The sequence below is a fragment of the Hyphomicrobium sp. genome (assembly GCF_036833075.1).
Classification (GTDB): domain Bacteria; phylum Pseudomonadota; class Alphaproteobacteria; order Rhizobiales; family Hyphomicrobiaceae; genus Hyphomicrobium_C.
Map to the genome: position 1 here is coordinate 77,191 of NZ_DAITQL010000004.1, position 14,847 is coordinate 92,037.

Sequence of the window (14,847 nt, forward strand, 5' to 3'; positions counted from 1 at the left end):
GCTGCCGGCCAAGGCCCGTGCTATCCCACGGCGCTTGGATCGGGTCATCCGGCGTAAATACGTTAAGAAACGGGGTCGAACGCAATGAAGGAAGTCATCGAGGAGCTTGAGCGTCGGCGCGACAATGCACGTCTGGGCGGCGGCATCGCGCGCATCGAGGCGCAGCACAAGCGCGGTAAGCTGACCGCCCGCGAGCGCATCGAGCTTCTGATGGACGAGAACTCCTTCGAGGAGTTCGACACCTTCGTCGAGCACCGCTGCGCCGACTTCGGAATGGAGAAATCGAAGACCCCCGGCGACGGCGTGGTCACCGGCTGGGGCACCATCAACGGCCGCGTCGTTTACGTCTTTGCCAAGGACTTCACCGTCTTCGGCGGCTCGCTCTCCCAGGCGCATGCCCAGAAGATCATGAAAGTCCAGGATATGGCGCTGAAGAACCGCGCCCCCATCATCGGCCTCTTCGATGCCGGCGGCGCGCGCATCCAGGAAGGCGTCGATGCGCTCGGCGGCTACGGCGAGGTGTTCCAGCGCAACGTCATGGCCTCGGGCGTCATCCCGCAGATCTCCGTCATCATGGGCCCGTGCGCCGGCGGCGATGTCTATTCGCCCGCCATGACCGACTTCATCTTCATGGTGAAGGACACGAGCTACATGTTCGTGACGGGCCCCGACGTCGTGAAGACGGTGACGAACGAGAGCGTCACCGCCGAGGAGCTGGGCGGCGCCAAGGTGCACACCACCAAATCCTCGATCGCCGACCGCGCTTACGAGAATGATGTCGAGGCGCTCTTACAAATGCGCCGGCTGATGGACTTCCTGCCATCCAATAACAAGTCGGGCGTGCCATCGCTGCCGACCGTTGACAGCGCCGATCGCGTCGACCACTCGCTCGACACGCTGATCCCCGACAATCCCAACAAACCCTACGACATCAAGGAGCTGATCCTGAAGGTCGTGGACGAGGGCGATTTCTTCGAAATCCAGGACGCCTACGCGAGGAACATCGTCACCGGCTTTGCGCGTATGGAGGGGCGGACGATCGGGATCGTTGCCAACCAGCCGATGGTGCTGGCCGGCGTGCTCGACTCGGATGCCTCGCGCAAGGCGGCGCGTTTCGTGCGCTTCTGCGACTGCTTCGAGATTCCGATCGTGACCTTCGTCGATGTTCCGGGCTTCCTTCCGGGCACGGCGCAAGAGTACGGCGGCCTCATCAAGCATGGCGCCAAGCTGCTCTTCGCCTACGCCGAGGCGACCGTGCCGAAGGTGACGCTGATCACGCGCAAGGCCTACGGCGGGGCCTACGACGTGATGAGCTCGAAGCACATCCGCGGCGACGTGAACTACGCCTGGCCCTCGGCCGAGATCGCCGTCATGGGCGCCAAGGGCGCAGCCGAGATCCTCTACCGCGCCGACCTCGCCGACCCGGAGAAGATCAAGGCCCGCATCGACGAGTACCAGAAGCGCTTCGCCAACCCGTTCGTCGCCGCCGAGCGCGGCTACATCGACGAGGTGATCCTGCCGCACGGCACGCGCCGGCGCATCTGCCGCGCCCTCAACATGCTGCGCAACAAGACCCTCGAGAACCCCTGGAAGAAACACGACAACATCCCGCTCTGAGGGCGCGTCGCACGCAGGCCCGTCCGGAGGCCGACTGGAATGCAAGGAGGCGAGCCAGGTGGCTCGCCTCCTTTTTTATCCGATTTCATTCTCGGATCATGGCGCAACGGAGGGCAGCGTCGCGTAGCGGGCGAGATAGGCCGCGCCCAGGCCATTGAGATGCCCGCGGTCGCGATAGAGCAGGATGTCGTCCTTGAACGCGCTGCATCGGTCGCGCGTGCAGAGAAGATCCACCATGTCGAGGAAGGTCACGCCGGGATCCGAAGCGGCGATCGCGCGGAACGCGGTCTGTGACGGATCGAGCTCCCGGTCGACCTGCGCGCGCGGGATGGTGCAGTCCATGGCCTCGGTATCGAGGCGGGCGGCGTTGACGAGGCAGCTGAGCGAGAACGTCCGGAAGTGCGGAACCTGCCCGATCACCAGCACCTTGATGCCGCGCCGGCGCAGGGTGTCGATGGTGTGCCTGGCGAAGTCCGCAAACGGGCGCGGCTCGCCGGAAGCCGCCTCGGGAAAAAGCTTGTTTGCGGACGCCTTCGTATAGCTGCTCCACGCCGACGACAGGACGGCGATCTTGAGATTGGGATTGCGATCGAGGAAGTCGAGGATCGTGCGCTGGTAGGCCGTACAGGCGCGCTCCACGTTTTCCGCTCGCATCCGCTTTGCCCCGATCAGCGGGCCGCACATGCTTTGCGTGACCTGACGTCCCGGGAGCTTCGCCCGAGCCGCGAGCTTGGCGATCATCGGCACGAAATGATCGGCATTGGAATCTCCGAACACGGCGATCTCATATCCGGTCTTGCCGAGGGGCGCGCCGAACGTGCAGGCGTCCTGATGGCTGAAGGCGAGATCGTAGCCGTCGCACGAGTGGCGCAGCGGATTGGACGACGTGGCCGCGCGGTAAACGAGTGCTGTGGGTTCATCGAGCCGTTGCGGCCAGCCTTCGCCCGCGAGCCCCGCGAGCCCGAAGACGACAAACGCGCCGCTGGCCGCAAGCGTGCGGCCCATGAGCGAAAGGGGCGAAGCGGTGTAGAGCCCGATGGCCCGCGTGAGCTTCTGCTCCACGAAAAGCCACGAGAGCGCCGCGAGGCCCATCGCGAGGGCCATGAGTGCCGCCGCTTCGGCCGGTTGCGGCGCCCGTCCAAGTGTGTAGGTGGCGAACGCCAGGATCGGCCAGTGATAGAGATAGATCGAATAGCTCATGCGGCCGATGAGCACGACCGGCCCGAGCGACAGGAGCCGCGACACGGGTGTCGGCGCGGTGAGCCCCGGCGCAATGAGCAGGACCGAGCCGGCGATGGCGGGCAAGGCGGCAAAGCCCGGAAAGGGCGTCGCCGCGGAAAGCAGGAAGGCCGAGGCGATGACCAGCGCGAGCCCCGCAGCATCGAGGAGCGCCCGGCCGCGGACCGGCCTCAGATAGGGAAGCGCGAGCGCCAGTCCGCAGCCCGCGAGCAGCTCGAAGGCGCGCGACATCGGCAGATAGAAGGCCATCTCCGGGCGGGTGTGCGCGGCGTGCTCCGAGTGAGCAAGCGACAGGAGGGCGAGAAGCACGATTGCGCCGAGGATCCGCGGACGCGTCCAGCGCCACTTGAAGAGCAGAAGCAGCAACAGCGGCCAGGTGAGATAGAACTGATCCTCGACCGCGAGCGACCACATATGCAAGAGCGGCGCTTCCGCGGCCGGGGCGTCGAAATAGCCGGTGCTCCGAAAGAAGTAGACGTTTCCGATCATCGCCCAGCACGCCACAAGGCTGCGGCTGAAGGCTTCGAACGCATCGGGCATCAGAAGGATGAGCGCCGCGACCGTCACCAGCACCGAGCACACGAACGCCGCCGGGATCAGCCGGCGGGCGCGCCGTCCGAGGAATGCCGCGTAGGAAAACGTGCCGGCTTCCATTTCGCGCGCGATCTGGCTCGTGATGATGAAGCCGGAGATGACGAAGAACACGTCGACGCCGACGAAGCCACCCGGCGCGAGGTGCGGCCAGGCATGGAAAACGACGACGAGCAGCACGGCGAGCGCACGCAATCCGTCCACGTGCGGGAGGTACGGAAGATGCTTTGGATCGGGGGAAGGCGCAGCAGGGAGCAAGCTCATCTTCCACATGGGTCGGACAACGCTAAGGAGAGCATCGGAGCAATCGTATGGCATCTCCATGGCACATGAGCCCGACGTTTTGCCGGCGACGGGATGGAGCGCCCGTCCGTGACGTGCGTCTTGGTTTGATGAGGCTACCTCGGCAGGACGACGGACGGGTCGGTGCGATGCCTGGATTGCTCACGAGCACGTCCGCGCGCTTGATCGTGAGCAATGCCAGCCCTCAGGTGAATAGGCAACCGTGCCTTTGAAAGCGACGGCCCGGGCCCATATATGACATAATAAGGCCAGCAAGCGCGGCAAACGAAATCGTAGACGGATGGCGGATCCAGTCATCCGTAGGCGGTCGGATTATTTATGTGATCCGGAACGCCGCGGAGCCGTAGCAGGTTTTGAGCATCACCGGGGACCAACCAGAGAAAGGAAATCGAGCCATGCGGAAGTTTATTGCCATGGCCTTGCTCGGGGCGAGCGCGGCCTTTTTCGCCGCCAACGCGCCTGCTCAGGCCATGACCGTGGGCAGCGTGGGGGTGGCCAAAGCGGCGGCTCCTGCGGATGTCGGCAACGTGCAGGAGGTCAGGCACCGTCGCTGGCATCGCCATCGTTGGCATCATCGCCATCGGTGGCACCACCGCCATCGCTGGCATCGTCATCATTGGCACCATCCCCGTCGCTGGCACCGCCGGCATTGGCACAGGGGCCCGCGCGTCGGCATCTATTTGATGTTCTGAGGCGTGCGAACGGGTGGTTCTGAAAAGCTGCGGCCGCGGACGATCGTCCGCGGCCGCTTTCATCAATGCTCCATCGAACCATAACGGTCCTCGGCCCGGCGATGGGAGCGGACGCCCAAACCAAACCCTCACGCGCGCGGGCGCCGCGCCTGGAGCCGCGTCTGGCGGATCTCGGACGGGCCGCGCCCGTAATGGCGCCGGCAGAGCGTGGCGAAGCGCCCCGGATTGGCAAATCCCCATTTGCTCGCGATCTCGGCGATCGACACGGTCTCGGGCGCGTGCATCAGATCGGCGTACGCGGCCTCGAGGCGGATTTGCCGTAGATGCTCGAACGGCGAGGTTCCGACGAATTTCCTGAAGCCGTAGTGGAGCGCGCGGACGCTGATATCCGCCGCGGCGGCGATGTCCCGCAGCGTGAGCGGGCGCTCGGCCTCGGCGCGCATGTAGTCGATGGCTTTCTTGACGTGCCTCGGCTTCAGAGCCGGCGTGTCGGTCGAGAGCGCGTCGGAATAGGTATGCCGGAAGCTCTCGAGGAGATGCAGCGCGACGCCCTCGGAGAATTGGGCCGCCGCGAGCGGCGACGTCGAAAGAAACGCGCTGCCGTTGATCGGCGTCAGCGCAATCCGGGCCATGGCGGCAAGCGCCTTGGCCGGCGCCGTTTCGAGATCGATCCGGGGATCGAACGCCGGCGGACCGGCGATCGGCTGGTCGAGCAGATGCGAGAGGGTCCGTGCGAGCTGGTCGTTCGGGACCTTGAAGGCCATATGCCCCCATCGGCCCGGGCAATCCATGGTGTCGCTTTCGTAGAGCGGTCCGAGAAATCCGGACGCCGGCCCGCAGACGATCTCGCGGCCTCGCGTGGTCCAGCATGCGCGCTCGCCGCCGGTCGTGAGCGCGACGATCACGCCGCCGAGATCCTCGGCCTGGCGGAAGCGCGCGCCGGAGGCGACATGCACCTGGACGGCGACCGCCGGCCCGAGCCGGATTGCGCTCGCGGAGACCGCCACGCCGCCGGCCGGAGAGAACGGCGCCACCGTCACTTTCGACACGCATTCGGAGAAATAATCCGAAATCTCGTCGCGATCGCTGCTCTCGATCGTGAGCAGATTTGAAGAGGCTCGGTTCGGACTGTCCATCGCCTGATCTTCCGCGCCGCTTGGGAAGCGAAACTTCGATTCCGTGTCCGTGACGGGTCCCCGTCGGGCAAAACGTGCGTCGAGCGTCGTAAACTTGACGGAAGTACATCAACTTATGTGGAAACGCCACCGGAGAGGCGTGTGTCGGGGCCACAGCACCGGAGGCCGGGCCACGCGCGGGAGAGACGAAAACAGCAATCGCCAGACATTGCGTGCAACAAACTTGACTGTGGGCGTAATAAATTATTGACGCAATCAGTCAACTTACGACCTTCTACGTCAGTGTTTGGGGGTAGGAAAGCCAGGCATCGTCAGCAACGCCAAGCCATTCGAACCTGCACTGACGACAACGCTGATCTTTTCTTGGGGGTTTTTGTATGAGCTTGGGGGATGAAGTCTCCCGCGGATGGGGATCCGCGGGAACCGAGGGCGCGCAGCTTGGCGCGGTCTCGCTGGGATTGGCCTCGGTCGTCTTTGCGACGGGTGCCAGCGCGCAACAGGCCGCAGAGCCGGCCGCGGAGCTGCCACCGCTCGAGGTGACGGCCAAGAAGGCCGCGAAGAAGAATACCGTGGCGAAGAAGTCGCCTCAGCCGGTTTCCTCGCCGACGCCGATGGCCGCGCCGCAGGCCACGCCGGCCCCGGCGGCCGAGAATCCGACGGCCGCCTTCACGCCGTCGACCGGCAACACGTTGCAATCCGGCACCGGCATCGGCCGCCTGCCCGGCACGGTCCAGGACCAGCCGCAGGTCGTCAACGTCATTCCCCAGCAGCAATTGCGCCAGCAGAACACCACCTCGGTGGAGCAGGCGCTGCGCAACGTGCCGGGCGTGACGGTGGCCATCGGCGAGGGCGGCGGCGGTTTCAACGGCGACCAGTTCCGCATCCGCGGCTTCGAGGCCAAGGGCGACCTCTATATGGACGGCCTGCGCGACTTCGGCGTCTACGTCCGCGATAGCTTCACCACCGAGGAGGTCCAGGTCCTGAAGGGTCCGTCCTCGCTGACCTTCGGCGCCGGCACGACCGGCGGCGTCATCAACCTGCGCCAGAAGACGGCCCACCTCGGCGATGCGTCGAGCTTCGACTTCAGCATCGGCACCAACAACCTCTATCGCGGCGTCATTGACGTCAACAAGCAGGTAAACAGCACCACCGCGATGCGGGGCGTGGCCCTCTACCACGACCAGGACATGGCGGACCGCGACCACGTCGAGTCCGAGCGCTGGGGCTTCCTCGGCTCGATCGGCCTCGGCCTCGGGACCGACACCACCTGGACCCTCAACTACATGCACCAGTCCGGCGAGCGCACGCCCGACTATGGCGTGCCCATGATCCTCGGCGCCGGACAGACGCGCGGCCAGCCTGTGACCGAGCTCGGCGTCGATCGGTCGTCCTTCTACGGCCGTATCACCGATCACGACGAGACGGACGTCGACATGATCACGTCCAAGCTGCAGCATCGCGTGAACAGCGGGCTGACGCTCTACAACGACACGCGCCTGGCCTTCTATCAGCGCGACTTCGCAACCACCGTTCCGGGCTGCGACGTCACCTGCTCCAACACCTTCCTGGCCGGCGGCAACCCGAACGTATCCTTCGGTGGCGGCAACCCCACCATCAGGCAGGACAGCTGGGGCCTGCAAAACGTCTCGAGCGCGCTGCTCAATTTCAACACCGGCAGCCTGAAGCATGAGGCCGTGGCGGGCATCGACGTCTTCTATCAGGAGGATGACCGGCCCGGGTACACGCAGGTGGGCAAGGTTGCCAACAGCCCCATCCGCAACCCGGGCATTCGCTATCGCGATGGCTACGACATCGTCCGCAATCCCGCCAACGACCGCGATAGCGACGGCACCGAGATTGGTCTGTTCGCGAGCGACCGCGTCTGGTTCACGCCGGAGGTGTCCGTTCTCGGTGGCATCCGCTGGACGAGCTTCGAATACAACTTCAATTTGAACGGCGGCACGCCCCCTACGCCTCCCGGCGGCGCCGCCGTCACGCCGATCGACGGGACGTCCGAAGGCGACTACTGGAGCCCGAGGGTCAGCGTGATCTGGGAGCCCACTAGCGCCCAGACTTACTATGCCGCCTGGGCCCGGTCGGCTTCGCCCGTCGGCCAGTTCGTGACCAACGCCCTCAATCCGATCACGCTCACGGTCCCGCAGGGCGCCGTCGAGGAGAACGAGAGCTACGAATTGGGCGCCAAGTGGAACGTGCTGGATGGGCGGCTCAGCCTGACCGCCGCGATCTTCCAGGTCGATAAGAACGGCGTTATTGCGCAGGATCCTGCCAATCCGACCGTCGCCATTCAGACCGGTGAGTCCCAGCGTGTCCGCGGCGTCGAGTTCGGCATCGCGGGCCAGGTGACCAATGCCTGGGTGGTGCAGGCGGGCTATACGTATCTCGACGCGGAGATCACGGGGTCCACGACCGCGGCCAATATCGGCCATGACGTCGGCGGTGTGCCGGACAATTCCTTCAGCATCTGGACCACATATAACCTGTCGGAAAGCATCATCTCCGGCCCCGGCAAGTGGACCGTCGGCGGCGGCATCCTCTACCAGGCCGAAATGTTCTCAGCCAACAACAGCGCCAACACGTACGTCGTTCCCGAGCTGTTCAGCCTCGATGCGATGATCGCCTACGAGCTCGACGGGTGGCGGTTCGCGGTCAACGGTTACAACCTGACCGACGAGCTGAACTACGACCAGTCGTTCAACAACCGCGCGACGCCGTCGGCCGGCACGACCGCTATCTTCTCGGTCGGCAAAAAGTTCTGAGGCGCTTTGCTGCGTCTCTTCGATCACCCGGAAGGGCGCGCGTGCGCGCCCTTCCGTCTTTCGAGGGTCTCTGTCCGGGTCCCTTTTACCCCGGGCACGGGACCGTGCCCCGCGGTCGGCGCCGCGCTGACTTCTATCTTGAAAATTGGGGTCAATATTGCTCAATGTCGTCGCGGCCGGCAGCGGTCGCCGGGAGCGCAGCACGGGCATGGGCACGGACATCAGGATCGAGGACGACTTCGAGCTCGCCGTGGCCGAAGGTACGGCGTTCCGCACGCTCTACGTCCGCGTGCTGGAGGAGGGCGCGTGCGATCCCGAAATCCCGGCTGACGAATTGCGCCGCCGCGCCGTCGAAGGCGCGGTCGAGGCCCAGATCGGCTGGGCGCTGAGACTGCTCAACGGCCATGGCGTCGCGCGCGATCCCGAGGCCGCGGTCCGCTGGTTCAGGCTCGCGGCCCGCGACGGAGACGCCGACGCCCTCAACATGCTGGGGCGTTGCTACGAGCTCGGCCAGGGTGTCACGGCCGACCTCGCGGAAGCGGCCGGATGGTATCGCCGGGCGGCCGACAAGGGCCACGCCTGGGGCGAGTTCAACCTCGCCAGCCTCTACGCAAAGGGAAGCGGCGTGCCCTATGACGAGGCGAAGGCTCTGGGCTTGCTCGTGCGGTCGGCCCGCCGCGGCAACCCCAAGGCCATGAACATGCTGGGCCGTTTTCGCGAAGCGTCCGCCGTGCCGCGCCGGAGCCAGCGCTCCGCGGCGCTCTGGTATCGCTGGGCGGCCGAGCGCGGCTGCTTCCGCGGCCAGTTCCACCACGGGCGCTATCTTGTCGCGGCCGGTCGGGTCGGCGACGGAATTCCATGGTTTCGCGCGTCTCTGGCGCACGCGCCTTGCGATTTCCGCCGCGAGGCGCTCGCCATGCTGCGCGCCGATATGCATCCAGAGCTGAGGGAGCTGGCCTCTGAGGCGGAGGCCGGCGAACGGGGATCCGCCACGTGAACGTCAATGTCCGTGATCTTGCGGCAGACCGGGCCGCCAAGGCCAACCGCCGCGCGGAATGGATGCGCCAGCTTCGGCAATGGCATTGGATCAGCGGCGCGATCAGCCTCGTCTCCATGCTGCTGTTCGCGGTGACGGGCATCACGCTCAACCACTCGGCCGCGATCGAGGCCAAGCCCCGTGTCACGACGCGCGAGGGGACGCTGGCCGCCCCCATGATCGAGGCACTGGCCGGCGAGCCGCGCACTGGGCGCGCGGGGCTCACGCCGCGCCTCGCGGAGGCCGTCGGCGCCGCGCTCGGCGTCGAAGTGGCCGGTCGCGAGGCCGAATGGTCGGAGAGCGAGGGCTACATCGCCCTTCCGCGCCCCGGCGGCGACGCCTGGGTCTCCATCGACCGGGAGAGCGGCGCGCTCACCTACGAGAGAACCGACCGGGGTTGGATCTCCTATCTCAACGATCTCCACAAAGGCCGTCACACGGGCGCGGCCTGGAGCCTGTTCATCGACGCGTTCGCGGTAGCGAGCGTCGTCTTCTGCATCACCGGCCTTCTGCTTCTCCAGATGTACGCGCGGAGCCGCACGTCCACCTGGCCACTCGTCGGCGTGGGGCTCGCCGTTCCCGTGCTCCTGGCCCTGTTCTTGATCCACTAACGAGGAAACCCATGCGCATTCTTCTTTCAGTCGGCCTTTCGGGGCTCATGGCGGCGCCGGCCCTGGCGGCCGACATGGAGATCTCGATCGAGATCCCGAAGCTCGACGTCGCCGAGTATCACAAGCCCTATGTCGCGGTGTGGCTCGAGGGGCCGGACAAGAAGGTCGCTGCGAACCTGGCCGTCTGGTACGACGTCGCCAATGCGAAGAAGGAAGGCGACAAGTGGCTCAAGGACCTGCGCCAGTGGTGGCGGCGCACGGGACGCGAGCTCACGGTGCCGGCCGACGGTCTGACGAGCGCGACGCGCGCGCCCGGCACGCATGATCTCAAGCTCGACGCCGGCCACCCTGCTTTGAAGGACCTCGCTGCCGGGCAATACGAGCTGATCGTCGAGGCGGCCCGCGAGGTCGGCGGCCGCGAGGTGCTGCGCATCCCGCTGCAATGGCCCCCCAAGGAAGGAACGTCGCTCAACGCCAAGGGCGAGCATGAGCTTGGCGCCGTCGCTGTCAACGTGAAGCCGTGATCGAAGGAGATCGACCATGAAGCCGTTTGTTCGCACCCTGGCCGCGCTGGCGCTCTCCGCAAGCCTGCCCGTCGCCGCCCACGCCCACAAGGCGTGGCTCTTGCCCTCCTCGACCGTGCTCTCGGGCAAAGAGGATCTCGCCATCACCGTCGATGCCGCAGCGTCCAACGACCTGTTCTATTTCGACCATCGCCCGCTGCGCCTCGAGAGCCTCGCCGTGACCGGCCCGGACGGTGCCGTGGTCAAGGTGGAGAACGCCAGCACCGGCAAGTATCGCTCGAGCTTCGACGTGCCGCTCAAGCAGGCGGGCACCTACCGGATCGCGCTCATCAACGAGGGCGTGTTCGCGCGCTACAAGGAGGACGGTAAGGAGAAGCGCTGGCGCGGCCCCGCCGCGAAGCTTGCCGAGGAGATCCCGCCTTCCGCGACCGACCTCGTGGTGACGGAGAACGTGCGCCGCATCGAGACGTTCGTGACGTCCGGCAGCCCGGGCGGCGCGGCCCTGAAGCCTGTCGGCACCGGCCTCGAGCTGGAGCCGGTCACCCAGCCCAACGACCTCGTGTCGGGGAGCGAGGCGGAGTTCAGACTGCTGCTCGACGGTAAGCCCGCGCCGGGCGTCAAGGTCGAGATCGTGCGCGGTGGCATCCGCTACCGCAACCAGCTCGGCGAGACGACCGTCACCACCGACGACAGCGGCGTCTTCAAGTACACGTGGCCCGAGCCCGGCATGTACTGGCTCGAGGCCAACGTGACCGACGACAAGGCGACCATCAAGGACGCCAAGGAGCGCCGCGCCGGCTACGCGGCGACGCTCGAGGTTCTGCCCGAGTGAGCTGGAGCGCGCCGGCGCGGGCGATGCCGGACGAGCGGCGTGTGCTGATCCCGACGCGGATCACGCCGCCGCCGTTCTTCGGCGCGCTGCGCACGCTCGCCGTGAAAGAGCTCGGCGGCGAGACCATGGGAACCTCCTGGTCGGCCACGCTCGCCGTCGTGCCCGGCACGGACCTTGCGCCGCTGAAACGCGGCATCGAGGTCGTGCTGGCCCGCGTCATCGACGAGATGAGCCCGTGGGAGCCCGGCTCCCACATCACGCGCTTCAACACCGCGCCGCCCGGGACGCGCCACCGGCTTCCGGATGGCTTCTTCGAGGTCCTCTCCGCGGCCCTCGGCTGGGCCGAGCGCACCCGAGGCGCCTACGATCCGACGATCGGCGCCGCGGTGAACCTCTGGGGCTTCGGCCCCGAGCCGCCGCGGGGATGCGTTCCCGATCGGGCCGCGCTCGACCGCGCGCGCGATCTCAGCGGATGGCGCCGCCTTACGCTCGACGCCGAAAGCCGGAGCGTGGTGCAACCGGGCGGCCTGCGGCTCGACCTTTCGTCCATCGCCAAGGGCTTCGCCGTCGATGCGGTCGCCCGCTTCCTGCGCGGAGAGGGCGTGGCGAACCTCTTGGTCGAGATCGGCGGCGAGCTGAGGGGCGAGGGGCTGAAGCCCGACGGAACGCCCTGGTGGGTCGCGCTCGAGCGGCCGCGCGGCGCGCTGTGCGCCGATGCGCTGCCCGAGACCCTCCTGGCGCTCACCGGGCTGTCGGTCGCGACCTCGGGCGATGAGCGGCGCTATTTCGATGCGGCCGGCCGCCGCTATGCGCACACGCTCGATCCCGCCACCGGCGCGCCCGTCACCCACGATCTGGTGTCGGTCACCGTCGTTGCCGAGGCGTGCATGACGGCCGATGCCGCGGCAACCGCCCTGACCGTGCTCGGCCCTGAAGCCGGCCCGGCCTTTGCGGCCGAGCATCGCATCGCGGCCCGCTTCGTGCGCCTCGAGGGAGCCCGGTTGATCGAGCATCTGAGCCCGGAAATGGCGGCCATGCTTGACTGAGCGCCCCGGAACGGCCACGTGTGCGGGCGACAATGCCGCCGCGGCGCGGCTTGACCGGCCGGGGCACTTCGGGTTTTTCTTGCGCATGCGCCAATTGGCTCGCCAGGTTCTGCGGATCGTCGTGGTGGCTCTCGCCCTGAGCGCGAGCGGCCTCAACGGCTATGCGTCGGTGCTGGCGGCGTTCGACGCGCACGCCCATGGGCACGGCCATGGGGCCGTGGCCCATGAGATGACCCATGGGTCGCACGGCCATGCGGCCCACCGCGGTCACGATGTCGACCCCGGGCTGGAGCTTCACGCTGACCGCGCGATGCAGGACGAGGATCCCGCCTCGGGCGACCTGCCGTGCTGCAAGCACGTGCACATGCACTGCTGCAGCATCATCGCCCTGGCCGCCGTTGACATCGGCTTCACCCTTGTCGCCGATGCGCCGACCGTCCTCCCGGTCGCGGCGGCCCACCTCCCGCCGGGAGAGCTCGCCGCGCCGCTCTTCCGTCCTCCACGCGCCGCCGCCTGATCCGGTCCTTCGTCCGCGGTATCGGCGGACGCGAGGCTTCGTATCAGGCAACCGACGGGCGCGATGAGGTTTGCCGCTGGCCGCCGGAACGGCCGCGCAGACCCGAGACCCCTGAGCGCCGGTCGCGTTGCTCGAGATTCCTCAAGGATTCCGAGGCGCACCTCATGATTCGTCTTGCCGTTACGGCGTTCACCGCACTCTCGTTCGGCCTCATTGGCCTCTCCGCCATTAGCGGCGCGCACGAAGGCCATGGCGAGGCGGCAGACCCCGCCGCCGCGATCCCAGCTACGCCACGGCTCGCCGCCGAAGGCGCCGACCTCGCGCTCGTTGCCACGGCGCACGAGCACACGCTCACCCTCTACCTCGACAGGATCGCGACCAACGCACCGGTCGACGGGGCGACCATCGACGTGATGGGCGAGGGCATCCCGCGCCAGACGGCCAAGGAGATCGGCAACGGCACCTACGCGATCGAGGCGGACTGGGTGCACGAGCCCGGCATCCGGGCGCTGACGTTCGTCGTCGCCGCCGACGGCGCGGCCGACCTCCTCGCCGGCGTGCTGACCATACCCGAGGCCGCGGAGGAGCACGGTCCGGCGTCCCCGTGGGCGGCGCTGCTCGCTGAGCCCGTGCTGTGGCTCGTCGCTCTGACCGTAGCGCTTGTCGGGTTTGTCCTGGGGTTTGTGGTCCGGCCCGTGCGCCTACCGCCGGACGACGCGGAGGACGAGGCCGGGGCTCCGTCCGCAACGACGGCGCGCTCCCTCGGGAAGGCCGCGGGGATCGCCGTCGTCGCGCTCACCATTGCGTCCGCCGCGCCCCGCCCCTCTTTCGCGCACGAAGGTCACGACCATGCCGGTGAGGCCGCTCCCGTGCGCCCGGCCGGCGGCGCCCCGCTCAAGCTGCCGAGCGGCGAGGTGTTCCTGCCCAAGGCCTCACAGCGCCTGCTCGAGGTCAGGACCGTCCCCGCCGCCTCGGAGAAAACCCAGGCCGGCGCCGAGCTGGTCGGTACCGTCATTGCCGATCCCTCCCACGAAGGGCGCGTCCAGGCGCCCATGGACGGACAGATCGAGCTCGCCTCGGGCGAAGTGTCGTATGTCGGCAAGGCGGTCGCGGCCGGCGACGTGCTGGCCCTCCTCGCACCCGCCATGCCGGTCTACGAGCGCGGTACGCTCGCCCAGGTCACCGCCGATGTCGAAGGCAAGCTGCGCATTGCCGAGCAGAAGCTGCAGCGGCTGACCCGCATCTCCGGCGACTACATCCCGCAGCGCGAGATCGAGGACACCCGGACCGAGATCGAAAGCCTGCGCGAGCAGAAGCGCGTGCTGGCGCCGAAGAACACGGAGCGCCTGGAGCTCAAGGCGCCCGTCGGCGGCATCATCTCCCTTGCCGACGTGCGCGCCGGGCAGGTCGTCTCCGCGCGCGATACGCTGTTCGAGATCGTCGATCCTGCGCGTCTCTGGATCGAGGCCATCGGCACGCAGGGAACCGACGATCGCAGCGCGGTGGCGACGGCCGTCGCCGTCGACGCCGAGGGGCATCGCATTCCGCTCTCCTTCGTCGGGCGCGCCCCCGCCCTGCGCCAGCAGGCGTTGCCGCTCCTGTTCAAGGTCGACGAGCCCCACGCCTCGCTCGGCATCGGCGCCACCGTCAAGGTGCTGATCCGGCACGGCGCGCCGGTGGACGGCATCGTCGTCCCGGAGGGAGCCGTCGTGCGCGCGCCGAACGGGCTTCCTCAGGTGTGGGTGAAAGTGGCGCCCGAGCGCTTTGCGCCGCGTCCGGTCCGCACGCTTCCGCTCGACGGCGAACGCGTCGTGGTGACGTCCGGTCTCTCCGCGGGCGATCGCGTCGTCGTCGAGGCGGCCGCGCTCATCAACCAGGTTCGCTGAGGCGGCGAAGCGTCCGAGGCCGGGTCTCCGGCGAGGTGCG

Annotated in this window: 12 protein-coding genes; 9 read left to right on the forward strand and 3 right to left on the reverse strand. The window is 67.5% G+C overall.

Features of this window, described 5'->3' with window-relative positions; genetic code table 11:
- Positions 1-84 precede the first annotated feature (84 nt).
- A complete protein-coding gene (locus V7082_RS02660; RefSeq protein ID WP_334146069.1) occupies positions 85-1,617 on the forward strand; it encodes an acyl-CoA carboxylase subunit beta in 1,533 nt (510 codons plus the stop codon).
- A 96-nt stretch (positions 1,618-1,713) separates the two neighbouring features.
- Here V7082_RS02660 and V7082_RS02665 read toward each other — a convergent pair whose 3' ends face one another.
- The 3 genes from V7082_RS02665 to V7082_RS02675 form a co-directional block, all read right to left on the reverse strand.
- On the reverse strand, positions 1,714-3,711 hold the full coding sequence (locus V7082_RS02665) for an acyltransferase family protein (RefSeq protein WP_334146070.1): 1,998 nt from the start codon (positions 3,709-3,711) through the stop codon (positions 1,714-1,716).
- Positions 3,712-4,043: 332 nt separating this feature from the next.
- Positions 4,044-4,367: a hypothetical protein gene (locus V7082_RS02670; protein ID WP_334146071.1), complete on the reverse strand. Its 324-nt coding sequence runs from the start codon at positions 4,365-4,367 to the stop codon at positions 4,044-4,046.
- Positions 4,368-4,570: 203 nt separating this feature from the next.
- Positions 4,571-5,578: an AraC family transcriptional regulator gene (locus V7082_RS02675; protein ID WP_334146072.1), complete on the reverse strand. Its 1,008-nt coding sequence runs from the start codon at positions 5,576-5,578 to the stop codon at positions 4,571-4,573.
- Between the two features lie 377 nt (positions 5,579-5,955).
- On the opposite strand from V7082_RS02675, the gene V7082_RS02680 reads away from it, so the two are divergent.
- From V7082_RS02680 to V7082_RS02715, 8 genes are all read left to right on the forward strand, one after another.
- On the forward strand, positions 5,956-8,355 hold the full coding sequence (locus tag V7082_RS02680) for a TonB-dependent receptor (protein ID WP_334146073.1): 2,400 nt from the start codon (positions 5,956-5,958) through the stop codon (positions 8,353-8,355).
- Positions 8,356-8,563: 208 nt separating this feature from the next.
- Complete coding sequence (locus V7082_RS02685) at positions 8,564-9,352, forward strand: tetratricopeptide repeat protein (RefSeq protein ID WP_334146074.1); 789 nt, start codon at positions 8,564-8,566, stop codon at positions 9,350-9,352.
- Positions 9,349-10,002 (forward strand): PepSY-associated TM helix domain-containing protein, encoded by a 654-nt coding sequence (locus tag V7082_RS02690; protein WP_334146075.1) that lies wholly within the window; start codon positions 9,349-9,351, stop codon positions 10,000-10,002. The genes V7082_RS02685 and V7082_RS02690 overlap by 4 nt, the downstream gene beginning before the upstream one ends.
- 11 nt (positions 10,003-10,013) lie before the next feature.
- Positions 10,014-10,526, forward strand: coding sequence for a DUF2271 domain-containing protein (locus tag V7082_RS02695; protein WP_334146076.1), 513 nt, complete (start codon positions 10,014-10,016; stop codon positions 10,524-10,526).
- 16 nt (positions 10,527-10,542) lie between these two features.
- Positions 10,543-11,358, forward strand: coding sequence for a DUF4198 domain-containing protein (locus V7082_RS02700; RefSeq protein ID WP_334146077.1), 816 nt, complete (start codon positions 10,543-10,545; stop codon positions 11,356-11,358).
- The gene (locus V7082_RS02705; protein WP_334146078.1) at positions 11,355-12,404 is read left to right on the forward strand and encodes an FAD:protein FMN transferase; all 1,050 of its coding nucleotides are present in this window, start codon (positions 11,355-11,357) and stop codon (positions 12,402-12,404) included. Before V7082_RS02700 ends, V7082_RS02705 begins: the two co-directional genes overlap by 4 nt.
- On the forward strand, positions 12,397-12,921 hold the full coding sequence (locus tag V7082_RS02710; protein ID WP_334146079.1) for a hypothetical protein: 525 nt from the start codon (positions 12,397-12,399) through the stop codon (positions 12,919-12,921). Before V7082_RS02705 ends, V7082_RS02710 begins: the two co-directional genes overlap by 8 nt.
- 164 nt (positions 12,922-13,085) lie before the next feature.
- Entirely contained in the window at positions 13,086-14,807 is a 1,722-nt protein-coding gene (locus tag V7082_RS02715; protein WP_334146080.1) for an efflux RND transporter periplasmic adaptor subunit, read from the forward strand.
- Positions 14,808-14,847 lie beyond the last annotated feature (40 nt).